Raw genomic sequence first — 26872 nt, forward strand, 5'->3', positions numbered from 1 at the left:
GTAAACTCCAACTCTCCGTCCTGCGACAACACGAACCAACTTGATTGCCATTTCGACACTGACCTAATCAAGCCGTTTCTTGGTGAGTCTGCGACTTGGAGGTCGACCGATGGCCGCCAGGGGTTACGTGGCGACCGCGAAGTTTCGTTTCTCGGTGCTGCAGGCGAAAAGGGGACCAACGATTCGTTTTTTGATTGACGGCGCTCGACAAAGTGCCGCCAAGCAGATTCGACAATGAGGTGCGAGGCACCGATGAGACATCAAGCCGGGACAGGGAAAGCACGTCGAATTGGAGTTGATCATACACAATCAGCCGCCGCGCGACGAGGTCCGAGAATCGCCCCAACGGCAATTCTCGGACCAAGCGAACTTGCTCGTCCGACGCGTCGGGAGTCTGGAGCGATTAAGAGTCTCTGGGTTATCGTTCTCGTAGTCCCCGTCGTGATTGCAACGCTGGTGGTAGCAATGTGCGTGCTGAGCATCGTGGCGAGATTATTCCCTCATTGAATGCCAGGACCGTGCCGCCTTCGGTACGGCGGTGTGAGCTTTGTCCCAGAATTGGTAAAGCGTCCGGGACTCGATGCGTTTCCAGTCGGCACCGTTACCGGGTCGGCAGGTTGGAGAAAAAGAAGCCATGAGACACCGTCCAGCCGCTTTACTGATTGTTTTTTCGACTGCATGCATGAGTCCGCTTGCCAGTGCTCAATCGCAAGCGTGCATCGAAATCGGAATGCTCAATCCTGTCGAGGTCAACACGGTATCTATTGCGAGCGACATATCTGAAGTCAAGAATGACCTTCCGCTGGTCGCATATCGCATTCCTCCCGTGGTCCATGGACCAGGGTATTACCCAGCGTGGCGAGGTGATGAGCTGCTTGGCAAGGGGTGGTTTGAGTATTTGCGCGGTGGCCGGTTTTTCCTTCACGAGCGTGACGATGACAGGTGACCGTCGGGCGGCTATCGCAAGATGAGTATTGCTGGCAGTGTTTAAACCACTAAGGAGAGACCAAATGATGTCGAAACTTCCCAAGTTGCTCACTGTTCTGCTGGTCGGCGCGTTGACGGCATGTCACTCGGGCGTCAAGCTCAACGAGGGCGCCAGCGCAACGGGTACCAGTGGCGGCGTCGGCGCACAAACGAACCCGAACGCCGTTACCCAGATAGGGGTCGACCCGCTGAACGACCCGAACAGCCCGCTGGCCAAACGCAGTGTCTACTTCGACTTCGACGACTACACTGTCAAGCCCGAATATGAGTCGCTCCTGAAGCTGCACGCGCAATATCTGAAGAACCATCCCCAACGCCATGTGCGTATCCAGGGCAATACCGATGAACGAGGTTCGAGTGAATACAATCTCGCACTGGGTCAGAAGCGTTCCGAGGCGGTCCGCCGCGAGTTGATGCTGTTTGGCGTTCCCGACTCGCAGCTCGAGGCGGTCAGTTTCGGAAAGGAAAAGCCGGTCGCAACAGGACACGACGAAGCATCGTGGGCGCAAAACCGACGTGCCGATTTGGCATATCAACAGTAAGCGGCGACGCACGGTACGTCGGACCGCTTCGCGAATACTGCACGATCGCGGCGGCAGCGGTTTCGAGAACGGCATTGGGTCTGCGACTCGTGGTGCAGCACCGGCATTGCTCTGCTATCGCTTAAGTGCGGCGCGTCAGTGGACACGTGCGATAGCTTGATAGCTTGTCAGAGGCCGTCGTCGACGCCTCTGACAAAATGTCCTTCAATAGTAAATCGCGGACAGTGGACAAATTATCGAAAAGGATTCGGTCGGAGTGCAGAACGCCCCAGCAAAACAAAAATCAAATAGACATGAGCCTCGGACGCATGGAGGGCGACGTGAAAGCAGATGCTAAAGAAGGCGTGGACGGCAGCCGCCGCAAGTGGTTGATTGCGACATCGGTGACAGGGGGAATCGCCGGTGTGGTCACGCTCGTGCCGTTTGTGGATTCGTTCGCGCCATCGGAGAAAGCTCGGGCCGAGGGTGCGCCGGTTACTGCGGACATCAGCACGCTGGGGCCGGGCGAGATGATGACGGTTGCCTGGCGCGGTATGCCGGTATTCGTCGTCAACCGGACAGAGGAAGTGCTGGCAGATGTGGTCAAGGCTGGTTCAATGGTCGCAGACCCATCCACTCGCCATCCGTTCTCGATGCCGTTGCCGAACTACTGCAAGAATGAATACCGTTCGCGAGCGAATCATCAAAACCTTCTCGTTGTCGTCGGCGTCTGTACGCATCTTGGCTGCACACCCAGACCGCGATTTCAGCCGGGGCCACAGGCCAATCTGCCAGACAACTGGCCGGGTGGCTTCCTGTGCCCTTGTCATGGTTCCACATACGACCTCGCTGGTCGTGTATTCAGGAACAAACCTGCGCCGCAAAACCTGGATGTACCACGCTATATGTTTTTGTCGCCTGTAAGCGGGGAGAAGCGTAACTGACCGTATGCACGTGTCGCATCACGAGAGGGGCCAACACCGCCGGATCAGCGTCGCCCTACGACAAACGCATATCCTGGAAAAGAGAGTTTCAGGATATGCCGTATCTCAACAGCGTCGGCCGGTGTCAAATGACGTGGACAAGTATTGAGGAACACATCATGATGATTCGACACTTCACCTGCGCACTGCTCGGCGTCGTCACTTTCTGGTCGACCGACGGCATGGCTGCGCGACCCGATTACGCCTACCAAACGACGGTACAGCTTGCCGACGGCAAGACGCTGAAATGCGGCGTCAACGAACCTCTGCCGAACGGCGCCGCGCCCGCAGCTCTCACCCGCCGCGAGCAAACGCAAGCGGACGTCCTCGCGACCCAGCGCCTGCGCGTCCTCAGCGGCCCCGATTCCGGCTATCCATCGCCCTACACCGCGCCCACCATCATTTGCTCGAGCGCAGGCTAGGGCTGGCCGCTTCGCGCCGTCCGGTGCCCGAGGCGACTACGAGGTGCGATGCGGGACATCGCCCGGAAATGGATACGGCGCGAACCGGGCCAATCGAGGTTGACGGCCCGCTCAACGCGTCGCATCCCGCGCTGTTCAGAACGCCGATGCACAATGACCTGCGAAGGCAGCCGACGATCGATAGCCTGTCCGTCGTAAGCCTCCTTTGCGCAAAGCCAATTGGATGGATTGGCCGGTTCGGGCATGACCGAATTCGACGACCGGCTGGATGAGCGCCTGGACCGGCAGGTCGTTATCGCGTGCGAAGCGGGCAACGAAATCGAACGCATCGGGGCGAGCGCATCGCATCTCGCCCACGACAGTCAGACGTTTGACGCCGGCCTACACGACCGACGTTGCGACGTGCGTCAACACTAGGTTGATGGCAGGTCGCAGATCACGCCGGCATCGCGGCGTGTTTGTTCATGTTTTCGGTGACCGCTGGCGCGCGCCTAGCACAGCGGGCACACCGCCGCAGTGCCGTCGAGAGACTCGATCCTTTCGACGAGCGCGGCGTTCTGCCAAATCACGTTATCCACATCCAACACCGCGCGATTGATTCAGTCAACGCCGCGTGAGTACTCCTTCGGTGTTAAGCGAACTTAAGTTCCTGCAACCTGGCTACTAAACTCGGGACTTTCTCGACTATATGAGAGCGCCGCAAGAGTGGGGCTTGACTTGGAAGCGGTTGCAGTCGATTGACGTAAAGATACACTCGTCACGAACTAAACGATCGACCTTATGCCACGAGCCGAAGTCTGCTGAGTCCGCCAGAGCGAAAGCTCTGTCAGAAGCGTGACAGCAAGCGGCTTGTTACTGATATACGTGCTGCAGGTTCGCGCGTCGCGCGCGATGGCATTGGCGCTTGCTGAACTTGCGTGATTCTGGTCGGACCAGGGAAGCCAGCCCGTTCACCCGCGAAATGCCGGATCGCCGACCCGTGGCTGCGCCGCGTGTCCTCGCGCGTGGCCGCCTCGAAGTCGAGAGCAAATCCAGGCATGGCTCGTGCAGCAGGAAACCGGGCGACGAGACAATTGTGTAAGAGCTGTCTGCCGGTCGCTGAGTATTGACGAAGCATCGATTGCCAACGCTCGACAACTCCGCTCATGGAAATCCCTCATGAAAAACCTATCCCCGTGTAAGTCGGCAGAAGGATTCACTCCCCTAGAATCTCCTCCATCGATGCAGACGGGCGGCATTCCGCCGCGCCGGACAATAATGGAGACTATCGATGACCCCTAGCTTTCGCTCGCTGCGCCATATCGCCGTCGCTTCCAGCCTGCTGTTCGGTATTGCGTCGCAGCACGCGACAGCCGCCGACAGCGGGAAGATCACGATCATGGTCGGCGGCATCACGAAGCTGATCTACCTGCCAGCGCGCCTGACCGAACAGCTCGGTTATTTTAAGGACGAAGGGCTTGACGTCGAACTGCTGTCGCAGCCGGCCGGTGTTGACGCGGAAAACGAACTACTGGCCGGCGCTGTTCAGGCTGTCGTCGGTTTCTACGACCACACCATCGATCTGCAGACCAAAGGCAAGGACGTCAAGGCGATCGTCGTGTTCGGGCAAGTGCCGGGCGAGGTGGAAATGGTTTCGACTAAAGCCGCAGACACAGTCAAGTCGATGGCGGACGTGAAGGGCAAGACGCTGGGTGTGACTGGCCTCGGTTCTTCAACAAGCTTCCTTACACAATACCTTGCCGGACAGCATGGCATCCAGTCGACGGAATACACGATGCTGCCGGTGGGCGCTGACGTCAGCTTCATCGCCGCAATCAAGCAAGGTCGCATCGACGCCGGCATGACGACCGAACCGACCGTGTCGGCATTGCAGAAGTCTGGCGATGCGAAGGTGCTCGTGGACATGCGCTCGGTCGAAGGCACGAAGGCGGCGTTGGGCGGCACCTACCCGGCGTCGAGCCTCTATGTGCAGGCGGCATGGGCCGATTCGCACAAGGCTGAAGCAGCAAAGCTCGCGCACGCGTTCGTGCGCACCATGCAGTTCATCCACACGCATAGCGCGGAAGAAATCGCCGCAAAGATGCCCGACGACTACCAGAAGGACAAACCGCTTTACGTGAGTGCGCTGAAGGCTTCGCTGCCGATGTACACGCCGGACGGCAAGATGCCCGCCGATGGACCGGCGACCGTGCTCAAGGTGTTGTCGGCGTTCAATCCGTCGGTCAAGGGCAAACATATTGAGTTGGGGAAAACCTATACCAATGAGTTCGTTGGCGCGAAGTAAGTCAGCGCCTGCCGGTTGCGCCTGCGTGTCTGATGCAGCCGGTTTCGTTTCGCTTGCCGTGCCGCGTTTGCGGTACCGGCCATTCCCACGGATGTACAGATGAACCTAGTTGTTTCTCAGAGCGCGCCGGTGATCGAGTTCCGCTCGGTGTCGTGCCGTTTCATTTCTCCAGACGGCAAGGCGACGATCGCGTTGCGCGACTTCAGCATGGCGGTTGCGAAGGGCGAGTTCGTCGCCATCGTCGGACCGACCGGTTGCGGCAAGTCGACCACGCTCAGCATGATCACCGGGCTCCTGAAGCCGACGACCGGCGAAGTGCGCGTGATGGGCGCGCCGGTAGACGGCATCGATCCGCGAATCGGCTTCGTGTTTCAGGCCGATGCGGTGTTTCCGTGGCGTTCGGTCCTCGATAACGTGGCAGCCGGGCCACTCTATCGCGGCCGCTCGAAATCGGCCGCGCACGACGAGGCCAATGAATGGCTGCGCCGCGTCGGGCTCGAGAAGTTCGGCAAGCATTATCCGCATCAGCTGTCAGGCGGCATGCGCAAGCGTGTGGCGCTCGCGCAAACCTTTATCAACAAGCCTGAAATCCTGCTGATGGACGAGCCCTTCTCGGCGCTCGACATGCAGACCCGCACGCTGATGCAGGACGAACTGCTGCAGTTGTGGTCGGCTAATTCGGGGTCGGTAGTGTTCGTCACGCACGATCTGGAAGAAGCGATCGCGCTGGCTGATCGCGTGTTCGTGCTGAGCGCGCGCCCCGCGACGTTGAAGAAGGTCTATGAGATAGATCTGCCGCGCCCGCGGATCACGTCGGAAGTTCGCTACGAGCCGCGCTTCATCGAGATTTCGCGCGATATCTGGCATGACCTGCGCGAAGAAGTGCAGATCGCCTGACGTAGATCGCCTGATAAACCTGACTTCGGAACAACATTCATGGCAACTCCTGAATACGCGCTGCAGGCGGGCTTCGATAGCGCGTCGCTGGCAACTGTTGAAAAAATCGCACAACGCAGGCTGCGCCAGCGGCATGCTCTGATCATCGCCCTGCGGGTGCTGGTGCTGGTCGTCGTGCTGGGTGGATGGGAAATGGGCGGACGGCATAAGTGGATCGATCCGTTCTTTTTTTCGATGCCCTCGGCGATCTTCGCTCAGATCGTGGACTGGTTTGTCAACGGCACCTCGCAGGGCCCACTGCTGCAGCAGGTCTGGGTCACGCTTGAAGAAACCGGCATCGGCTTTCTCATCGGTGCGGTCGGTGGCATTGTCTGTGGCGTCGTGCTTGGTCGCAACAAACTGCTCTCCGACGTGTTCAGCATTTACATCCAGATTGCCAACTCGATTCCGCGCGTGGTGCTGGGATCGGTGTTCGTGATCGCGCTTGGTTTGGGCATGGCCTCAAAGGTCGCGCTGGCGGTCGTGATGGTGTTCTTTGTCGTGTTTGGCAATGCATTCCAGGGCGTGCGTGAGGCCGACCGGTACATGATCGCGAATGCGCAGATCCTCGGTGCCTCGAAGCGTCAGTTGACCACGTCAGTGGTGATTCCATCGGCACTGTCATGGATCCTTGCGAGCCTGCACGTGAGCTTCGGTTTCGCGCTGGTCGGTGCGGTAGTCGGCGAGTTCCTCGGTTCGAAGCAGGGTATCGGCCTGCTGATTTCGACAGCGCAAGGCGCATTCAATGCGAGCGGCGTGTTCGCGGCGATGATCGTGCTCGCGGTGGTCGCGCTCACGGCCGACTATCTGCTGACCGCGCTGGAGAAGCGTCTGCTGAAGTGGCGGCCGGCGGCATTCTGAGCTTCAGGAGGAGGGGGGCGTTGCTAAAGCGAAGGGGCGTGGCCGGCACAATGCCGCAGACGGCCAGTCTGGTGAAGCACGTCGCTTAGCTGTTGTCGGCGTGAACGTCGGATGACGATACCAACGCAGACGAGGACCCGCTGTCCCTGGCGAGGTCGCTATGGTGGTGAAGACATTCGGGTCGTCATCCGGCGACCTGGCCGTAAGGTGAGTGAGCGGTTCGGGTATTCCTGCGGAGACAGGCATGGATTCGATCACTCGAGGTACGACCGATGACGGGCACGTCTGACCTGGGTCATCAAATGTCCACGGATTTGCCTTGCCTGACGCTGGGGCGACGGACCGGCACAAGGGAAGATGAGCGTATTTGCCCTCGCCGCGGTTAGCTTGCGCGCGTCGCGCAATTGAGGAAAAGCGATGAAGCTGCTGCTCGTGGAAGACAACGCGGAACTCGCGCATTGGGTTGTCAACCTGCTGCGTCGTGAAAACTTCGCGATCGATTGCGTCGGCGACGGCGAAAGCGCGGATAGGCTGCTGGCGGCCCAATGCTACGACGTGGTGCTACTGGACATCCAGCTGCCACGGATGGACGGCAAGGAAGTGCTGGCACGACTGCGCCGTCGCGGCGACAAGGTGCCGGTAGTGATCCTGACAGCCTATGGCTCGACAGACGACAAGGTCGACTGTTTTAGCGCGGGCGCCGACGACTATGTCGTCAAGCCATTCGACGCACGGGAACTGGTGGCGCGGATCAAGGCGCTGATCCGCAGGCAGGCAGGCGCCATGTCGGGCTGTCTTGTTTGTGGCGATCTGGAGTACATACCCGACACGCGTGACTTTCGTCATAACAACCTGCCGCTGGCGTTGCGAGCTCGTGAGCGCACCATCCTCGAAGCCCTGATGCTAAGACAGGGGAAAACAGTCTCGAAGACAACTCTGATGGACAGCGTGTTCGGTCTCGACGACGAGCCTAGCGCGGATGCGATTGACATCTATATTCACCGTTTGCGCAGGCACCTGGCCCTGTCGAGCGCGCAGATCGTGACACTGCGTGGGCTTGGATACATTTTGCGCAGCAGGGACGCGGTGTAGCGGGTGCCAAATCAGCACCGTATATCAGCAAATACACTTAGTTGTGCGAATGATACGGGAAAGCTGCCTGAAGGATTGAGCTCACTAGGATAGCGCTCATTGACTGAAGGGAACTGTCATCCGGATGTCCGGATGTCCGCACCGCAGTTGCAGCGGGCAACAAGAAAAAAATTTCAACGCAGTAATCAGAGGAGATGACCTTGAAGCAAAAGTACCTAACCATGGCCGTCGCGGCAGGCGCCTTGGCGTCGAGCGGCGCGCACGCCCAATCGAGCGTGCAACTCTATGGCCTCATCGATTTGAGCGCGCTTGCCTACACGACGAATGCCGACGCATCCGGCAAGCACGTGATTGGCATGGGCCACGCCGGCGAGCCGTGGTTTAGCGGCAGCCGCTGGGGCGTGCACGGCGCCGAGGACATCGGTGGCGGCAATAAGATTATTTTCAAGTTGGAGAGCGAATTCGTCGCCGCGAACGGCAACATGGAAGATCCCGGTCAGCTCTTCGATCGTGACTCCTGGGTCGGCATCGAGAACCCCACGATCGGCCAGGTGACGGCCGGCTTCCAGGACACCGTTGCGAAGGATTTCTCGGGCCTCTACGCCGACCCGTACGTCAGCGCGAAGTTCTCGACGAACGAAGGCGCTTACACCAATTCCAACAACTTCAAGCAACTGGTGTTCTACGCGGCTGGCCCGACCGGCACGCGTTCCGAGAACGGCATCCAGTGGCGCAAGCTCTTCAGCAACGGCATCTATGCGGCCGCTGGCTATCAGTTCAGCAACTCAACGCAGTTCGCCAACGGCTCGGGCTATCAGGCCGTGCTCGGCTGGAACGTTGGGCCGGCCTCAATCGGTGGCTTCTACAGCCACACGAACAATGGCGGCTTTACCGATCAGACGTACTCGGTGGGGGGCGACTATCGTTTCGGCATCGGCCGTGTCAACGCCGGCTACTTCCATTACACGGGCAAGCAGGGCTCGCTGCCGGATCGGGAGGACAATGCGTGGACGGTGTCGTTCAAGCTCGCACCAAAGGGTCCGTTCGACTATGAACTCGGCTATCAGCAGATGCATGTGAAGAACGCCGCCTACAACAGCGACGGCGACATCCCGAATGCCAACTCCGGCGCATTCGACACGACGGCCACGACGGTTCACAACGGCTACAAGGAGACGGTCTACGCGTCAGCTTTCTACCACCTCTCGAAGCGCACAGAGGTGTACCTGGCCGCCGACTACATGAAACTGCATGGCGGCTACACGGTGTCGACCACGTTCGGCCACAACAACCAGATCGAAGTGGCCACGGGTATCCGCACCCGCTTCTGATCCTGGCATCAGCTCCTCGCAGTAGATCTTTTCGATCGATTTCCTCCATTTTGCGGCGGCGGATGTATCCGCCTGCCGCTTTTTTTTCTGCTCAGCGGGTCGAGGAAGGCAGCCATGTTCAGAAATACCACTATCCGGGTCGCGCTGACCATCACCATCGCCGGTTATACAGCAGCGCTAATGCTCGTGATCGTAACGTCGATCGCGGGACTCAAAGCGGCCAACACGGCGCTCGACAGGATGTATCGAGAGGAAACGGCAGCGCTGCGACACCTGACCGCCAGCAGCGATGCGCTTCTGCAGGTGCGAGTCGATCTCGGCGCGTTCGAAACACTCGTCGCACAGGGAAAACCGACTGATGCGGTGCTCGCCAGGGTGCACGCGGAGCAGACGGGCAGCGACCGGGAACTGGCTGCTTATTCGGCACAACCGCCTTCGAATGAGGTCGAGAGGAAGCTGGCCGACGCGCTGCGGGCGAAGCGCGAGCAATTGATGAAGCAGGCACTTGCGCCTGAAATTGCGGCGCTTGACCAGAACGATTTCATGTCTTTTCGTACGACGCAGCGTCAGGCACCAGACACCCTTTTCAGTGACTACCGGAGCGCCGAGCTTGCGCTGGAGGATTTTCAGGCAGAGCAGCAAAAGGCGAGTTTCGCATCAGCGGAACAGCATTTCCATATGCTGCTCTGGCTCTTCGGCGCGATCGGGACTGCTGCGATCGTGCTGGGCGTGTTCGCGCGTTTCGCGTTGATGGCATCGATCGTACGGCCCATTGATCAGGTGATTCGTCATTTCGAACGTATCGCGGCGGGAGATCTGACAAGCGCGATCGATAAGCTGCGCGCCAACGAGATGGGCCGGCTGATGGCTGCGCTTGCGCGAATGCAGACGGGGCTTGCTGCGGCCGTGGGGCAGGTGCGGCACGGGACGGCGGCGATCACACACGGCGCGCGCGAAATCGCGAGTGGCAATGGCGATCTGTCGACACGTACCGAGCAGCAGGCGGCGACTTTGGAGGAGACCGCGTCGAGCATGGAAGAGCTGACTGCGACCGTCCGGCAGAACGCCGACAACGCGCGGCAGGCCAGCGCGCTCGCAGAAAATGCGTCGGAAGTCGCGGCACGCGGGGGCAAGGTTGTCGGTCAGGTTGTCGATGTGATCGCGGACATGTCATCGAGTTCAAACCGGATTGTCGATATCATTGGCGCGATCGAGGGTATCGCGTTCCAGACCAACATCCTCGCGCTGAATGCAGCCGTTGAAGCGGCGCGTGCCGGCGAGGAAGGGCGCGGATTCGCGGTGGTCGCGGGCGAGGTCCGCGCGCTCGCGCAACGTTCGGCCGCTGCAGCAAAGGAAATCAGGGAACTGATCGGCGATTCGGTTGCGAAAGTGAGGAACGGTGCCGACCTGGCAGCTCGCGCTGGCGACACGATGACCGAAATCGTCGTAGCGGCCCGCAACGTTACCGCCATCGTCAGCGAAATCAGCGTGGCCTCGGAAGAACAGTCGCGCGGCATCGATCAGATCAATCGCGCCGTGACGCAGATGGATAACGCGACCCAGCGGAACGCCGCGCTGGTTGAGCAGGCCGCGGCGGCGGCGGCGGCGCTCGAAGAACAGGCCCGCGCGCTCGACCATGCGGTGGCCGTGTTCCGGCTGGCTGAAACAGACCGATCTCCCGCCGTGGAACCTGGCGAGCAGAACTGGATGGCGTCCGAACCATTGACCGTCAACGCATGACGATAGCCGACAGCAGCGCACACTACCTGATCAGTGGCCTCACACACCACCGGACAGTCTTCCGGCCGGGTGATTGGGCCGAGCGTCTGATGGGTGTCATCATCCTGTTCGTCGGGGAGCGTCGGCCCGGCATTCATGTTGCCGCGACGCGCCTCGCCATGCCTGTCGTCGACGCTGGCGTGAAATGCCTGATCGTGTCTGGCGAACTTTGGAGCGTGTGTCCGGAAGCCTTTGACTTCGTTGTCAGGTTTGCCGAAGACAATGATCTGCCGGTTGAGGTTTGTTTCTCGCCCGGCGATCGGGCTGCCCGGCTGGGTCCGTCTCCGGTCGTCTGATTCGCGCCGTACCGGTGCGACGCGGGCCCGCGTGGGACGGGCAATCGGTCGAACCGGCCGCGGCGCGACCTGCCGTGGCAACTTGAGGGCCAACTCATAGTCGTGCCAGAGGCACAGAGTTACGCCATGGGCCCTCAACGGCAATGTGGCGCGTTTGCACCAGTTTCCTCACGTGCAGTTTTTTGCTCGTTCTCACCGGACATGATGCGGTTGCGGACCCGGTCAATTCATTGGATGTTACGCACAGCGCCTGGAGCAACGTGGTGCTCGATACCGACGTGCGGTTCCCGGAGATAGAGCGGATTTGTTCTGGCAATTCTCTTGTCGCTGCCCGTCGTCACCGCGTCACGGTCATTTGCGATCTGATTATTGACATCGGCTTCAATGTTTCCGATTAGTTCGGTGCGTCGATATAACCCTGGCGCTTGTGACAGGAGTTGGCGATCAGCCTGATCTCCCCCTTGTAGAACGGCCTTTTCCCAAACGGCCCGAACAGCCCGGGCGCGAACGGGTCAAACGATCATGTAGTTTTTCGGGGAGAGTAAAGTGGATGATCCCGCAAAGCTTATCGTGCTGGTTGCAGTGACTGTCTTCGGCACTGCCTGCACGGCCCCGCAGCCCGACTACACGTACGAGACAACCGTACGTCTGCCCGACGGTAAAACGGCGCGGTGTGCCGTGAATGAGCCTGCGGATGCCGCGCGCGTCTCAAGCAGTACGCTGGACCTGAGCGATCAGCGCAAGGCTGAGGTGCTAGCCACTCAGCGCCTGCGCGTGTTGAGCGGCCCCAAATCGGTATACCCGTCCCCCTACACGGCGCCTGTCGTGAGGTGTGTGCTTGTCAACTGAGCATCGGGGCTGTCGTAATTTCCGTGCGAATCTGGCGGGTGGTTTCGACAGATCGATATTGATCAATAGCTTGCGCAACCTTCTATTGCGCACGAGTCGCACAGCCGCCGGGCCTTGCTGCAAGCGGCTCTGCGTCTGGCTACCTCCAGGTTTCGCATCAACCTAACGATTACCGCAGTAGTTGCGCCATTGCTCGCGGGTAGGTGGGAGTCGGTCTTATGCTTGAGATTGACGGCCCGGAGTTCCGCTTCACAGGATGTAAGCGTCGGTGTTAGAGCTCCCGCTAAAATGCCGTCAGCTGAGCCGACTACAATGATTGCTAGCCAAATGACCAATACGACCAGCCATGCATCCTCCCTCGATCCATCGCGCGCAGAAACGAACAGTCCGGCCAGTCTGCAGTGCCGTGTGCATCGCGCTCCTTCTGTTGTCGCCATCTCTGCGCGCTCAGGACGAAAAGCCGGGTATTGCCTTTTCCGCGATCGAGCCCGGCGCACCACTGCCATCAGGCTGGAAGAACGTGCCGGTCGTGCGCGGCAAGCCCATGACGCAATACACGCTCGTTCACGAAGGTCAGACCGCCGTCCTGCAGGCGGACGCGAACCGCTCTGCGTCTGCGCTGATGCACAAGGGCAACATCGATCTCGCTCGCACACCTGTAGTGGCATGGCGCTGGAAAGCAGAAGGACCGATCGAGGGGGCCGACAACCGCGTCGGATCGAAGGAAGACGCGCCAGCGCGACTGGTGTTCTTATTTGACGGCGACAAAAGCAAGCTATCGTTTTTCGACCGCGCCAAGATGGATCTGGCAAGGCGCCTGGGTGGCGAGGAGCTGCCCTATGCCACGCTGATGTATATCTGGTCGACCACCGCCGCGCCAGGCACCGTCATAGCCAACCCTCACACCGACCGCGTGCAGATGATCGTGGTCTCCGGTCTACCCGGCGACGCGGGTCAGTGGCAAAGCCTACGCCGCAATATCGTGCAAGACTACAGACGGGTTTTTCACGAACCGCCAGGACGAATCAACGGCTACGGGCTGTTAACCGACACCGATAATACCGCTACCACGACGCGTGCCTGGTATGGAGACGTCGAGTTCCTGCCCGGGCCTTGATGACGCAAAGGCGGCGAACCAACTGAGCCCATCTGTACGATACGAGTAGCTGGCTTTCAATCCTCGCGCCGTAAGCAAGCATTCTCCTTGCGGCAACGACAGCTTTGCGACGGCATCGCTCAGCGAGTGCTTCGGCTACGTTCGGTTGTTCGAGCGAGGTCTTAGGCGAGCATCCGAACGTCTGATCCGCCCAGCAAACCGACCTAGCCCGATTAGTTTTCACTTCGACCCTTTGCCAGCCCTGGACAGGTCTTCCTCTCAAGAGCGTGCAGGTAAAATTCGATAACGGAGCGTGAACCATAGACTCAGCGCTGCGAGGCGATAAGGCGCATCAATATGGACACCATGATTGGTGGCTGGAGAATGTTCAGCATTGGATTGATATCGATCCTTGCTATCATCGTCCTGGCCTTCGGGGCATTGGCGTTGATCAAGTACCTATCAACCCTGAAGTAGCGAGCGCGGCGTCTAATGGATGCCGCATTGACGCAGGTCAGATTATTGGCGCAGGCGGTCCGGGAGCGGCTAGAACAGCAAGGCGACTGCGTAAATAATTGCCTGTCCAGACGTTCCGGATCGGGGCGCCTGTCACCAACGGTCCGGGCGAGACCTTACCAGTCGATGCGGTGCTTTTCCTCGGTTTCACGGTGGCGCTCTTCGTCAGGCGTGTGAAGGTAGGGGTTGGTGCTTGTCAGCGACGCGTGACGCAGGTTGTCGCGCACGGTACGCAGATCGGCGCCGCCGTCGGCCATGTGCGAACCGGCTGTGTGACGCAACCAGTGGGCGGAGGCCTGTTCGAGCAGATCCGCCTGTCTCGCGAACCTGTCGCCGCGCAGCCTCAGATGTCCGGCCGGGCCGGCAAAGATGCCCTTGACTATCGTGTGCAGCGCGGCGTGGGTCAGCGGCTTCATGGATTTGCCCAGCGGCAGCACGGGCGGCGTGTCCTCATGCCGGGCGGGCAGGGCGGACGGGCCGCGGTCGCGCCGGTAACGCCCAAGCTCCACGATCATTTCCGCGGAGGCGGGTACCAACCCCTCCTTGTCGCCCTTGCCCAGCACTTCAAGCCACCAGCGCTCGTGACCGTCGGCATCGCGTCGGCAGAAGAAGCAGCCCATCGTGTTGCCTCCGACCTCGGAGATGCGCAGGCCACCGAGATAGAACAGCGTGAACAGCCACCGTGCACGAAGTTAGCGCTCCCGCTCGCGCGGAGTGTCTTTCGGCAGGCTGTCGATATACACATTCACTTCCTGCCACAGCTCGCGGTCGAGATAGCGTGTGATGCGTGGCTTTGAGCGGCGCCCTCTGGCGTAGACAGCATTAAAAGTGTCACAGCCTCGACAATAAAACGGTCATTTCGCGCGTTGGTCAGTCAATGTCCCGAAAAAAGCGTGTCGGCTCAATGACTTGGCGCGAGCGAACGAAAATCGTCACTGCCGCCGGTCCGCAAACGTGTCACTGCGGAATCCGCTTGGGTCGCCTTCCCTGCGTTGCGGAGCGCAAAAGCTAGCATAGGGAAAGCTTGACGGGCGGACTCTTTATTTGCGATTCTATGATACGTCATCCTGATCTACGGCTGTGGCGAAACGGTGTGGCGTCATAGCGCGCCGCGCTGCCACTGGTACGAAAGGATGCGGTGAATTGTACTGCCATCGGCGTCCCAGAAGGGCATGGCCGAAACGATGCGAGAACCTCCACATCGGCCGCATCCCTTGCTACGTAAGGGATTCAGCTCTAGTCTTCGTCCAATCCCTGCGCCCCAACTGACAGGATGAATATACCTCGGTCACTGAACAGAACCCTCTGATCCTGGTTCAATGATATCTAACGCGGGGCATCGCGCTAGATAAGAGTAAATGTATGCCGCATTCCTAACTGTATATATCTAGTTGCGGTCATCTAACGCTGCTCGCTGGCCCTCTGCAGTTAAGCAGGAGCTGCTGATGGCGCGGCCCAATCGCGGCACCTATGCGGCGGCTACAGTTGACGAGCAACCCCGGTCGCCACCGAGAATCACCCGTAAGATCAGATGGTTACGACAAAAGTCACTAAGCGCGATGCGAAGTGACAAAGTTAATACGGACTTATGCGAAGTGACAGTTTCATTTCGTTCCGATTGCAAGCAAAAGTGTCACTACAACGGCGAATCGGTCCGACATTTCGAGACTCCGTCGGTGACACATTTAATTTGGCCTACGCTAATGGTGCTGTTCACGCGCATCAGCGATGCAACAGCATCGGGCTCACCCGTCCGTGGAAAAATGTTCTCGCGCAGGCCGTCGACTACTTGGAAGAGAGTACCAGGTCCGCTGTCAGGGCGTAACGACGTTCGAATGACCGACACGGGCGGGAAGATGGTAACGGGGCGGGGCCGTCAGCGTACTCTAAACGGCGTTGAACCGGTCTAACCGAGCCGTGTGAAATGGGGTATCGTGAAGAAATTATCGAACGCCAGGCTCGTCCGCGCCGCGCCTGAGCGTGTAACGTCTCCCTAGTCAGGCGGTCTTGCCATGATCCTGTATCGCACCGAGCCCGATTCCCCGGTCATCGAAATTTCCGTCGAAGGCAAAATCACCGACCACGATCTGCGCGAAGCCATTGAGCGCATGCGTGGTGATCTCGAACTGAACGGCAAGACCCGCGTGCTCGAACACATCGAACATTTCGCCGGCATCGAGCCGACGGCGCTGTGGACCGATATAACGCTCGGCGTTTCCGTGGCCCGCAAGGTCACGCGCGCCGCCGTGGTGGCCGATGCGAGCTGGGTCCGTGCCTCGATGCATCTGGCGCGGTTCTTTACGAAGGCCCAAGTCAAGGCGTTCCACGTCGATGAGCTGGAGCAGGCGCGCGTCTGGATCAATACCTGAGCGCCGCCCGGTGAATTTCGTCGAAATGAGCGCGCGCGAGCCGGGACGGAGTGGTAGTCGGGCGAGGCTTTAAGATGGGGAGTTTTGTGCGCTACAGATTTGCTACAGCAATGGTAGCAATCCATATCCGACAGGCCGTGCGCCTGTCATTCCCCCTGAACTATCGCCGCGCTTGAAAACCTGGCCAAGTGACTTTGGGCGTTCCAGTTCGACCCTTTACAGTCCTTCGGTGGGCCTCTTCGGAAGTCCGAACCATGATGAATAACGGTCGATCACACCCGGATCTGCGCGACTTCAGCGTAACCTGGGGCGTCTCATGTTGTCGGATCTGCTAGATAGCCGGTTGCGCCCCGTCGGCAATGATGCCGAGCAAGAAACATGTCTGGGCGTGTTGCGTGCTTAAGGCATCCATAAGGTATCCCCGATACCATGTCCGCCACTCCCAGCAGACGGGCAACGGACGCGAAACGTCGAATCGGATGTTTAAGCAGGTTGAGAATCGTTCAGTGAATACCGAAAGCTCCGACATTTGGTCAGAATGGCTTTTAAATCACCGCCACGGCGGTGACGCCGGGCATGAGAAAACTATTCGCGCTGATGTCACGCGATACGCGGATCGTGTCCTTGACGCTGCAGGATTAAGCGAAGGTATGACGCTTGCGGACATAGGCACCGGAGACGGTCTGGTTGGTTTCCGTGCAATCGAGCGCATTGGCCCATCGCTAAACGTGCTAATGACTGATGTTTCCAGGCCGATGTTGCGTTACGCGGAAATGCTCGCGAATCAACGCGGCATTCGACAACAATGTCAGTTTTTTAATTGCTCTGCAGATTCGCTCGCCGAAATCGACGATGCGTCGGTTGATGCCGTGGCGACGCGCGCGGTCCTAGCCTATGTTGCCGACAAAGTTGCCGCGATGCGAGAGTTCTACCGGATCCTCAAACCGGGTGGACGCATCTCGATTGCCGAGCCCGTTCTCCGCGATGAAGCGTTCGAGGTGTGCGCGCTAAGGAAACTGGTCGACGGACTCGGCCCCGCGTCTGACGATCCATTCTTTCCGTTGATGCTCCGCTGGAGGTCTGCGCAATTCCCAGACACGGAAGAAAAAGCTCGTCAACTTCCCATTACCAACTACGGCGAACGGGATCTCATCCGTTTTGCGATGGACGCGGGCTTCACCGAAATCCATCTTGAGTTACATATAGATGTTTTACCGGCCAACGCGCCTTCGTGGGAAGTATTTGTTAACAACTCGCCTCATCCATTGGCTCCAACACTTAGGAGTATTCTTGAGGACAGGTTCACTGCGGAGGAGCGGCAACTCTTCGTATCGAGGTTGCGACCATTGGTCGAGAGTGGCCGACAGCTGTCTGCATCACGAATTTCCTACGTCACCGCAGTAAAGCCGCGTGGGTAGTTGGACAAACGGCCCCAAGTCCGCTCCGTTTCGATGATGCGTCGCCCGTTTTCGTCAGCAATGATTGCGGCTGGCAAAAATCGAAAAGAGTACGCGAAACAGGCGGTTCGGCGGATACTCTGCGAACTGACTAACTAAATATTTCTTCCGCGAATCCGGCGAATCGAGCGTGAAGAATAACCAGATGGCGCCGCGGACAAGTTGCCGAAACCGATACGAGACTATGCCGAGCATCAAGAAATTTCGCATCGTTGCGACCGATGGCAGCCACGAAGGCGACCCACGCGACGCACCTTATTGCGCCCATCATACCTAGCACCAACGCTGCAGCCGAGAGTCGAAACATGGTTGTCTCGAACAAATGCTCTGGCACTCCGGCCAAAAAAATGGTTGCGAGCGCAACCAACTGAATAGACATCGCCGCTACAGACGCCGCTATCAGATGCGCACGAAAAGCACGCACGGTCTCTGGCGCCTTCAGGCCAGGCATCCACCTTTCCGAATTGAACTTCGGTATCGTTCTCATTTCGGTTCGAACACTCGCACAACTTAACCAAGCCGTTTGGCGTTGATTCTCAGAATAAGTCCTAATAGTCTCACGACCGGTTTCCACTCTACAGAACGTACCTTAGGGAAACCTGAAGTATTCCTAACAGGCCACCTTCGGTGGAGTATCCACGACAACCTCAGGCGCATCAAGAAGGAATACTGGTTGGTGCCATTCTGTAACGCACAAAAAAAGGGGCATATCAGTGCACTCTGGCCGCAGCCCACGGCCATGGCGTAGGCTCCGGAACCAGCTACGTTCTCGGCACGCAAGAAAACTGCTAGGTGGTGTGCCGCGAAAGCGAACAAGCTGAGCCCGTTTGGCGGGAAGTGCCATGCCAAAGCGCTTCACGCGCAGGCCCGATCGTGATCGAGACACTCGGGATTCGCCACTGAGGCGCCCGCTGCTTGTCGCAGCGTACCCGCACCGGTCGCATGTGTGGCACAACACATCGGCCTTCAACTTTCCGTTCGCGTTGAGTTCAAAAATATCCTATTCTGCCCCGGACGAGTTGACATCTTCCATCCGTTCGACTTGAAGACAACGCTGACAAAATGATCCTCGGTCCACGAATGCCCGTGATTGCGTTGCTTGCCGCCGCTGGCCTCACCTTGACGCCAGCCCTCGCACAAAGTGAGGGTGGTGTCCGCATTGCCATGCAGATTTGTTCCGGCTGCCACGGTGTAGGGGGGGCGTAGCGAATCGCCGATGTTTCCGAAACTCAATGGGCAGACCCCCGAATACATCGAAGCCCGGTTGACGGGATTCCGCGAGCACGCGCGCGGTGAAAACACTGCCCGCGATTACATGTCGGGCATGGCCGCCCTGCTGGACGCCGCCGCCGTCAAGTCGTTAGCGGGCTATTTCTCGCACCAGCCGGCAACGCGAGGCGCGACTGGAGACGTCGCCTTGACGGCCAAGGGACAGGAAATCTTCGAACGCGGCCTGCCGGATAAGGGCGTGCCGGCTTGCGCGACATGTCACGGCGCGGAGGCCCAGGGAGCTGGCGCATTCCCACGGCTGGCCGGGCAACACAAAGAGTATCTATTGCATCAGTTCGAGGTTTTAAAAAACGGTATGCGTGGCAATGCGCCTGTGATGAGCGCAGTAGCGCATACCTTGAATGACGAACAGGCCAGGGCCGTGGCGGTCTATCTGCAATCCAAATAAGATATTCCCCGCTTGGCGGGGCGGCAGACTCTGAACAAGCTATTCCGTAGGCCAGATGATCTTGATCAATGCGACGCTGCCAGGGCACAGCGAGATTCACTCATGCCTGAATGACTCGCCTTCGCTACCGATTCGTTAAAGGAAGAGTGCGACGCGGTGCGACACTGCAGAGGGAGAAACGACGATGACGTTCGCTCTTGCCCGCGACCGGACATCCCGCTGCCTGCTTCGCCACGCCTGGATTGCCGTACTGGCGGCGCTTTGCCTGCTCCAGGCCTCTGCCGCCCATGCGTTGCCCATATTCGCACGACAGACGGGGCAAAGTTGCGTGGCGTGTCACGCCGGCGGGCAATTTCCTGAACTGACACCCTACGGGCGCTGGTTCAAGTGAAATGGCTATACCATCGGCGAGCGCACGATTCCGCTAGCCGCTATTGCCACTGTCGATGTGAGCAAGACAAGGAACAACCTGGACTCCAAACGGGATGCCCATCAATCCAAAAAACGGCCTTCCGATGTTCGATTCGGCCAGCATTTTCCTTGCAGGGAAAATTACCGATCATATTGGCGGATTCGCCCACTTCACCTACTCGAATTACGATCACCAGAATGGTGACGGCCAATGGCAGGGTCGTTGGGGGTCGGACAACACCGATTTCCGCTTTGTGGACAGTATCATCGGGGACACCAGCGACCTGATACTCGGCCTGACCCTGCACAACAATCCCGCCGTGCAGGACGTATGGAATAGCGCGCCGGCATGGAGCTATCCCTACATTTCGTCGACAATTAGCCCCGTCGCCAACACCAGCAAAAGCAAAAGCAGTGCAGCCCATGACACTGCCGCCCGGCTGGAAGCATGTCTCACGCTGCAGTTCGAATCGCTCCTCGGTGGTCCGTACACCTATCCAGGGCCGGTCAAGGTTGCCGGAGATATCGACGCCCAACCCGAAATGTGTCAGGACATGACGACCGCCCATAACGACGTCGGCGTTCCTGGCTGCGTGTTCGATCAGTTCATGGTAGATCTGATCGCAACGCTGCAAAGCAAACTACCTGCCGCGGACTTCGCCGCACTGACTTCGACTACAAATGGAACCTACCCGCTCACCGCGACAAATTCCGCGGGCATACCGGTTGGCACGAAGTTCCAGTTCAGTGCGGTTCCGACTCTGTTCAACCTGCGCAGCACAATCATAAGCGCTACGCCCGGCGGCCCGCTTTATCTGCCTCCTACGGTTGCAACGTCATATTCAGGCTAACGGCTGCGCGAAGCACACGCGTGATGGCTGGCGTTGCTATAGCGGCGTGCGTGAGCGTCGCTGCGATTGGCAGGATGCACACGTCACAGGGGCGGCATCTCCTGGCCAAACTCGGCGTCCAATGTCCAGTTGATACGGTCGATTCCAACGTCGTTCTATCCATGCGGAACCACGCAATTTCGCGGGAAAGAGGATCAACTGCGGCGCCAGACCGTCCGGCGCTGGGACTGCAGCTTGATCGCAGTACCGAGCCGGAAGTGGTGGAAAAAATGGCTCGCGACAACGTGCGTTGCGATGAAATATCACGCGGCTTTCGCTACCTGCGCTGTCGGGGCGTACCGGCGCAACTGCTTCGCACAAACGGGCCACCTGTGAGCGAAATATGGTTCAGCTTCGGACCGGATGGGACACTGATGGCGATCAACCTGTACGGCCGGGACATGACCAAACCCGAGGCCAGTCAGAGCTGGCGGATCGCCGTGTAAAATCTCCGGAACGCCCTTGGAATCCCGACGTCGATCGCGGGTGATACGACCTTGACCTCGCTGATGGAAAAACCCGTGGCGGTGGCGAGGGTGGAATATGCCTATTCAGACTACGTCGCGACAGTCACCGCGTCTCACTTGCCTTATGGAGGGCTGGCAGTGCGTGAACAGTACATGTCGGCGACATCCTTGCAATAAAGATGAATGCTGGAAGGGGGCACCCGACATCACGCCGGGCCTTCCTTGAGTGGGCCAGCGTGCTAGTGGCGGCATTCGAAAACCCCGCCGGTTTTGCGGCATAGCCGGTAAAAACTAATCTTAAGGGGAAGTCGTGGTCCTTCTGATTCTGGATATACCAAAAGCCGAACTCCCTGACTTGCAGCGCGATCTACAGGTGTTTGGTGGTGCAACACTGGTGCAGGATGCGTGCTATATCACGCTAGGGATTAAAGCCCGATACATGCTGACGGTGGACGAAGGCTTTCTGGAAAGTTTCCCTCGATGGAAACCCCACACAATCAACCAATGACCATCAGCGCCAGCGCGTGCTGCACGGTGAGCGTTTACGGGAAGGTGGCGACAGAAGGGTGCGATCTGAGCCGTCCTGATCCTTTCGAACTCCCCACGGGTGTTCGACCTCTTTCGCAGTCTCCACTCGCTAGCGTTTCCATGCCGGTGATTGCGGCTGGCTCGCGCTCGCTCAGGTGCTCTACGAATGAGTTACACGTAAGACAACGCTGTCGAAATCAGGAAGTGGCTGTCAGCTACGTAGCATCACTTCGGTCGTCACAGTTTGCGAACGTCCGCTGCCGAGAAAGTTGGCCGGCCGCTTGGGGGCGATCACGGAAATTCGGATACGGATATTTGCAGCCGTGCTGTATGGTACGTCAGGCATACCGTTGTAAGTCTCCTTTCATGCCAACGCGTTTTCGCGTGCTCCGTATCCAACGTCCGCCACCGGGCGTGAAATGCCTCTGCACCGGGAGTTCGATCAGTGGCGATGTAATAGGCGCTACACTGGCGCTCCAGCGGTCTTGAGCGGTGTACCATGAATGATTCCAATAAGACCTCTACAGCGCAAGGGTTGGCCATCGCTCCGCGAATAGTCGCGATCGGCGCGTCGGCCGGTGGCCTCCATGCGTTAAGCCTGTTTTTCAGGGCTGCTTCCGAAATTCCGGCCGATGTTGCCTTCGTGGTCGTTGTCCACCTGGCGCCAGGTTCGGAGAGTCACCTCCCCGGATTGCTGGCCAAAGACACGCGTTTACCCGTGTCAGCCATTGAGGATGGCGCAACACTGCGCGCGGGACATGTCTATGTCATCCCGCCGAAGGTGTCTGTCGTTATCGAGCAAGGCACGTTCCGGCTGCGGGCCGCCGTCGGTCGCCCAGCAATCCCCATGCCGATTGACGCGTTCTTCACGTCGCTGGCCGCTGACCAGCATGATCGCGCCATCGGGGTTGTGCTCACCGGCGCGAACGCGGACGGTTCAGCGGGCCTGAGAGCGATCAAGGCCGAGGGCGGCATGGTCATGGCGCAAACGCCTGACACGGCGGAGCACAGCGCAATGCCTGGCCATGCAATCGCAACGGGGTTGGTCGATTATGTGCTGCCGGTCGAAAACATGCCTGCTGCGCTGTTCGATTACATCACACGATCCACGGCAGGGACGTCACAGGCCGCCTTGGATGCCGCGCGGCCGGTCGATCTTGAACCGGTGCTCAGGGCGCTTGCGGCTGCCGGATCAGATTTCAGGGGCTACAAACGGGGGACGCTTCAGCGCCGCATTGCCCGCCGCATGGCGGTCAACCGGATTGATAGCCTTGATGCCTATTGCGGCGTCCTGTCGGCCTCGCCCGAGGAGGCTCAGGCACTCAGTCTCGATATGATGATCGGTGTGACGGAGTTCTTTCGCGATCCTGATGCATGGACCGCGCTGTCCGAACGCGTGCTGAGCGTACTGCTCGAGGAGCCGCAGAGCGAGCAGCCAATTCGTGTATGGGTGCCGGGATGCGCAACGGGCGAAGAAGCCTATTCGATGGCCATGCTGCTGACCGAGGAGATCGAGAAGCGCCGGGTGACGCGGCCGTTCATGATCCTCGCCTCTGACGTGAACCGCGTTGCGCTGGGACGCGCACGTCAGGGCATCTATTCGGCCAGCGTCGCGTCACCAGTGGGTGAAGCGCGGCTCGAGCGTTTCTTTCAGGCGCACAGCGATGGATTCCAGATCCGGCAGGAACTTCGCGAAACGGTTCTGTTCACCCCGCAGAACCTTATTGCCGATCCCCCGTTTTCCCGCGTCGATCTGATCAGTTGCCGGAACCTGCTGATCTACCTCGAGCCCGAAGCCCAGCAGCGGGTATTTGAGCTATTCCACTTCGCGCTGAATCCGAAGCGCTATCTGTTTCTGGGACGATCGGAAAGTACCGATCCCGATTCCACCCAGTTCCAGGAGGTGTCGAGAGCCTGGCGTATTTACCAGCGCAGTCCGGTCATCGCACCGGCTGTCACTGGCTACCGGTTTTCCGCAAATACGGCGCGCCGCGAGGAATTCCCGCCCGCAAGCCGCGTCGGTGTTCGCAGCAAGGGTTACGCGGAACTGGTCAACGCCACGCTGCTGGAAGAGCACCATGCCGCCTCGGTGCTAATCAATTCTGCTCACCAGGTGCTCTACGTGAGCGGCTCGACGGACGAATACCTGACGCAGCCGGCAGGTGAGCCAACCGGCAATATTCTCGACATGGCGCGCGACGGCCTGCGCCTCAAGCTCCGGATTGTATTGCGTCGGGCGATCCAGGACCAGTCGGCCTCGCCGGTCAGTGAAATCGTCGCTGACGGTGGTGCGCCCGCGGTGAAAATCACGGTGACGCGACCGTTCGACACGACGCATGCCGGCAAGGCATTGCTTGTCATCTTCGCCAGGTTGCCGACGGCCGACCGGCCTGTGTCGATGGCGCCCTCCGGCGCGGATTCCGACCTCTGGCACCTCGAGAGCGAACTTCGCACAACGCAGGTGGAGCTTGGCAGCACAATCGAGGAACTGGAGGAGAGCAACAGCGAATTGCGGGTATCGAACGAAGAAATCCTTTCGATGAATGAGGAGCTGCGCTCCGCAAACGAAGAGCTCGAAACGTCCAAGGAGGAACTGCAGGCGGTCAATGAGCAGATGAATGTCGTCAATTCTCAACTGGAGCAGAAGGTTCATCAGTTGGAGGTCCTCAATGAGGACGTCACGAATCTGCTTGCCAGCACGGAAATCGCGACGCTGCTGCTCGACAGGCAGGGGCTGATTAAACGGTTTACCCCTAGCGCAGCGAAGATTTTGGGCCTTGCGCCGCCGGACATCGGACGCGGGATCGTAGAGGTCCTCGGCAACCCGCTCGGCGACGCGTTGCCCTCAGAGGTCGACCGGATACTGATGGGCGTGGACCAGCGGGTCGAGAAGGAGATAGAAACCGCGACCGCAGAATGGTATGTTCGCCGCGTCATGCCGTATATCGCGGTTCGCGGAACGCCGCCTTCGGGCGTCGTCGTGACCTGGACCGATATCACCCATCTCAAGCTATCCGATGAACGCGCCCGCCGCCTTGCCGCCGTGGTTCAGGATTCGAACGACGCGGTGACGATATTCGACCTCAAAGGCCGCTTTCTCGCCTGGAACAAGGCTGCGAGCGCGATGTATGGCTACAGCGAGGCCGAAGCGCTGCGCATGACTGTTTCCGATCTGATGCCCCGCGGTGCAAGGCAGGATCATATCGACTTCGTGCGCCATGCTGAGCACAACGAGGCGCTGCATTCCTACGAGACACAACGGGTAACGAAGGGCGGCCGCGTCGTCGACATATGGCTTACGCTATCGGTTCTGACGGACGACGGGGGCAATGCGATTGCGGTGTCATCAACCGAGCGTGATCTCGTCAACCGCAGCGTGAGCAATGCTCACCTTCGCGAGCGTGCCGAACAGCTGGCGGTCGCCGACCGGCGGAAAAACGAATTTCTGGCCATGCTCGGCCACGAGCTGCGCAATCCACTTGCAGCGCTGGTTTCCGCCGGAAATCTGCTCGCGTCGGAAACGGTGCCGGTCACGCAGAAGGACTGGGCCGCCGGCGTCATTCAAAGGCAGGGGCGCGCAATGATGCACCTCGTGAACGACATGCTCGATATCACCCGGATAACGAGCGGCAGCATCGAGTTGAACCGACAGACGGTTCTCCTTAAAACAATCGTTCAGAGCGCCATCGAAGTTTGCCAGCCGATCGTCGATGAGCGTCGCCATTCATTGGCCGTCTCCCTGCCGGAAGAACCCATCTGGCTAAACGCTGACCCGACCCGGCTGTCGCAGGTCATCGAGAACATCGTAATCAATGCGGCGAAATACACCGCGCCGGGCGGCTCCATACAGTTGCGGGCGACCACAACGGCGCATCGACTATCGCTCAGCATCAAAGACAACGGAAAAGGCATCCCGTCCTCGATGCTCGGGAGTCTTTTCGACATGTTTGTTCAGGGGCCTGCGTCGGATGGTCAGCGCCAGAATGGCCTGGGTGTTGGCCTGTCCGTGGTGAGACGGCTGGTCGAGTTGCACGGCGGCACGGTCCGGGCTATTAGCGACGGCATGACTGGCAGTGAGTTCATCATCGATCTGCCGCTTGACCCGGGAGCCATCCCGGACGAACAGATCAACTCGCAGTCAGCCGCGGCTGCGGCCCTTCCAAGGCGGATTCTCATCATTGATGACAACGCCGACGCGAGCGAAGCGCTGGCAATGCTTCTGGCGAGTGAGGGTCATCAGGTCGAGACGCGCATAGATGGTGTTTCGGGACTCAGCGCTGCGGCGACCTTCAACCCTGACTTCGTACTTCTCGACATCGGGCTCCCAAGCATGGACGGATACGAAGTAGCGAGAAGGCTACGCGAATCCGGGGCAAATCGAAATGTGATCCTGGTGGCCGTCACTGGATACGGACTTCCGGCGGATCGCCTCAGATCGGCCGAGGCTGGGTTCGACCATCATCTGACCAAGCCGGTTGACTATCAAGCCTTGATCAGGCTATTTGACGCGGGAACGGACGGGAGCTCGTACGCGTAGTGCTCGCGACAACGACAGCTAACCGCCGGCGCGCCGGCAGCCGTATTTCGCAGAAACTCAACGTATGCGCGACACCTGCGACAAATCAGCCTGCCAGGTAATACGGATCCGCGACTATGAGCGGCCGCAATTGGCTGAGGCTCTGACATTCCATGCAACTGGTTAGCGGGCAGCGATGGGTCCAGCTTGTGTGAAAACGCATGCTGAACGCCTCAACTGAAGTAACGCGTTCAGACCGGGCGGCCACATGAAGCGATTCGTTGAACGCGAAGACCGTAAGCGGGCTGTCCTGCTGCCCGAGTATCTCGAAGACTATGTCTCCGCGGACAATCCGGTGCGCGTAGTCGACGTCTTTGTCGACGAGCTTGATCTCCATCATCTCGGCTTCGACGGAACCGCGCCCGCAGCAACGGGGCGGCCCTCGTATCATCCATCTGTATTGCTCAATATTTATATCGACGGCTATCCGAATCGGATTCAGTCCAGTCGGCGTCTGGAGCATGAGACTCAACGCAATATTGAACTTATGTGGCTACCGGGTATTAAGATAAGTATTCCTATCTCAATAGACACATCTTTACA

General features: G+C 59.1%; 23 protein-coding genes and 2 pseudogenes. 23 read left to right on the forward strand and 2 right to left on the reverse strand.

The genetic code is table 11. The features are described 5' to 3' along the window. Positions 1-682 precede the first annotated feature (682 nt). The 15 genes from BFE01S_RS43940 to BFE01S_RS04925 all read left to right on the forward strand — a co-directional run bounded on the left by BFE01S_RS43940 (position 683) and on the right by BFE01S_RS04925 (position 13458). Entirely contained in the window at positions 683-946 is a 264-nt protein-coding gene (locus BFE01S_RS43940) for a hypothetical protein (protein ID WP_156966910.1), read from the forward strand. Between the two features lie 64 nt (positions 947-1010). Further along, positions 1011-1529 (forward strand): peptidoglycan-associated lipoprotein Pal, encoded by a 519-nt coding sequence (gene pal, locus BFE01S_RS04865; protein ID WP_028224591.1) that lies wholly within the window; start codon positions 1011-1013, stop codon positions 1527-1529. Positions 1530-1822: 293 nt separating this feature from the next. Continuing rightward, complete coding sequence (gene petA, locus BFE01S_RS42640; RefSeq protein ID WP_051743434.1) at positions 1823-2452, forward strand: ubiquinol-cytochrome c reductase iron-sulfur subunit; 630 nt, start codon at positions 1823-1825, stop codon at positions 2450-2452. Positions 2453-2610: 158 nt separating this feature from the next. Continuing rightward, positions 2611-2913 carry a hypothetical protein gene (locus BFE01S_RS37400; protein WP_052420782.1) on the forward strand — a complete coding sequence of 101 codons (303 nt, stop codon included), beginning with the start codon at positions 2611-2613 and terminating at the stop codon, positions 2911-2913. 243 nt (positions 2914-3156) lie between these two features. After that, a complete protein-coding gene (locus BFE01S_RS43945; RefSeq protein WP_156966911.1) occupies positions 3157-3330 on the forward strand; it encodes a hypothetical protein in 174 nt (57 codons plus the stop codon). 853 nt (positions 3331-4183) lie between these two features. Then, positions 4184-5197, forward strand: coding sequence for an ABC transporter substrate-binding protein (locus BFE01S_RS04885; protein ID WP_028224592.1), 1014 nt, complete (start codon positions 4184-4186; stop codon positions 5195-5197). Positions 5198-5296: 99 nt separating this feature from the next. Next, positions 5297-6094, forward strand: a complete 798-nt coding sequence (locus tag BFE01S_RS04890) for an ABC transporter ATP-binding protein (protein ID WP_028197486.1) — start codon at positions 5297-5299, stop codon at positions 6092-6094. Positions 6095-6133: 39 nt separating this feature from the next. Next, on the forward strand, positions 6134-6994 hold the full coding sequence (locus BFE01S_RS04895; protein WP_025495996.1) for an ABC transporter permease: 861 nt from the start codon (positions 6134-6136) through the stop codon (positions 6992-6994). A gap of 417 nt (positions 6995-7411) precedes the next feature. Next, on the forward strand, positions 7412-8086 hold the full coding sequence (locus BFE01S_RS04900) for a response regulator (protein ID WP_028224593.1): 675 nt from the start codon (positions 7412-7414) through the stop codon (positions 8084-8086). A gap of 200 nt (positions 8087-8286) precedes the next feature. Continuing rightward, positions 8287-9417 (forward strand): porin, encoded by a 1131-nt coding sequence (locus BFE01S_RS04905; RefSeq protein ID WP_028197488.1) that lies wholly within the window; start codon positions 8287-8289, stop codon positions 9415-9417. 114 nt (positions 9418-9531) lie between these two features. Beyond that, positions 9532-11157: a methyl-accepting chemotaxis protein gene (locus BFE01S_RS37405; protein WP_042337228.1), complete on the forward strand. Its 1626-nt coding sequence runs from the start codon at positions 9532-9534 to the stop codon at positions 11155-11157. Further along, positions 11139-11492 (forward strand): DUF3579 domain-containing protein, encoded by a 354-nt coding sequence (locus BFE01S_RS04915; protein ID WP_035520035.1) that lies wholly within the window; start codon positions 11139-11141, stop codon positions 11490-11492. Before BFE01S_RS37405 ends, BFE01S_RS04915 begins: the two co-directional genes overlap by 19 nt. Positions 11493-11674: 182 nt before the next feature. Next, complete coding sequence (locus BFE01S_RS37410) at positions 11675-11890, forward strand: hypothetical protein (RefSeq protein ID WP_144193915.1); 216 nt, start codon at positions 11675-11677, stop codon at positions 11888-11890. Positions 11891-12038: 148 nt separating this feature from the next. Then, on the forward strand, positions 12039-12341 hold the full coding sequence (locus BFE01S_RS04920; RefSeq protein WP_028224594.1) for a hypothetical protein: 303 nt from the start codon (positions 12039-12041) through the stop codon (positions 12339-12341). Between the two features lie 346 nt (positions 12342-12687). Beyond that, positions 12688-13458, forward strand: a complete 771-nt coding sequence (locus BFE01S_RS04925) for a DUF3047 domain-containing protein (RefSeq protein WP_028224595.1) — start codon at positions 12688-12690, stop codon at positions 13456-13458. A gap of 611 nt (positions 13459-14069) precedes the next feature. Here the strand turns inward: BFE01S_RS04925 and BFE01S_RS37415 are convergent. Continuing rightward, positions 14070-14762 (reverse strand): annotated as a pseudogene (locus BFE01S_RS37415) (tyrosine-type recombinase/integrase); the annotation flags it as partial. Between the two features lie 1203 nt (positions 14763-15965). Here BFE01S_RS37415 and BFE01S_RS04940 point away from each other — a divergent pair. Both BFE01S_RS04940 and BFE01S_RS04945 read left to right on the forward strand, forming a co-directional pair. Beyond that, positions 15966-16322 carry a SpoIIAA family protein gene (locus tag BFE01S_RS04940; RefSeq protein WP_028224596.1) on the forward strand — a complete coding sequence of 119 codons (357 nt, stop codon included), beginning with the start codon at positions 15966-15968 and terminating at the stop codon, positions 16320-16322. Between the two features lie 506 nt (positions 16323-16828). After that, complete coding sequence (locus BFE01S_RS04945) at positions 16829-17740, forward strand: class I SAM-dependent methyltransferase (protein ID WP_169742597.1); 912 nt, start codon at positions 16829-16831, stop codon at positions 17738-17740. 130 nt (positions 17741-17870) lie between these two features. Here the strand turns inward: BFE01S_RS04945 and BFE01S_RS43950 are convergent, their stop codons facing one another. After that, a complete protein-coding gene (locus BFE01S_RS43950) occupies positions 17871-18230 on the reverse strand; it encodes a hypothetical protein (RefSeq protein ID WP_030101858.1) in 360 nt (119 codons plus the stop codon). 765 nt (positions 18231-18995) lie between these two features. Between BFE01S_RS43950 and BFE01S_RS37420 the strand changes: the two genes are divergently transcribed. From BFE01S_RS37420 to BFE01S_RS42645, 6 genes and pseudogenes are all read left to right on the forward strand, one after another. Continuing rightward, entirely contained in the window at positions 18996-19457 is a 462-nt protein-coding gene (locus BFE01S_RS37420; protein ID WP_311733170.1) for a c-type cytochrome, read from the forward strand. 485 nt (positions 19458-19942) lie between these two features. Next, positions 19943-20719: a hypothetical protein gene (locus BFE01S_RS45600; protein WP_245621029.1), complete on the forward strand. Its 777-nt coding sequence runs from the start codon at positions 19943-19945 to the stop codon at positions 20717-20719. Positions 20720-20793: 74 nt separating this feature from the next. Next, positions 20794-21204, forward strand: coding sequence for a hypothetical protein (locus tag BFE01S_RS43955; protein WP_156966912.1), 411 nt, complete (start codon positions 20794-20796; stop codon positions 21202-21204). Positions 21205-21535: 331 nt separating this feature from the next. Next, entirely contained in the window at positions 21536-21733 is a 198-nt protein-coding gene (locus tag BFE01S_RS43960; protein WP_025496736.1) for a hypothetical protein, read from the forward strand. 519 nt (positions 21734-22252) lie between these two features. Beyond that, on the forward strand, positions 22253-26290 hold the full coding sequence (locus BFE01S_RS37435) for a CheR family methyltransferase (protein WP_042337230.1): 4038 nt from the start codon (positions 22253-22255) through the stop codon (positions 26288-26290). 247 nt (positions 26291-26537) lie between these two features. Next, positions 26538-26831 (forward strand): annotated as a pseudogene (locus tag BFE01S_RS42645) (transposase); the annotation flags it as partial. Positions 26832-26872: the final 41 nt, after the last annotated feature.

The organism is Paraburkholderia ferrariae NBRC 106233 (genome assembly GCF_000685035.1).
In the GTDB taxonomy this organism is placed as follows: Bacteria; Pseudomonadota; Gammaproteobacteria; order Burkholderiales; family Burkholderiaceae; genus Paraburkholderia; species Paraburkholderia ferrariae.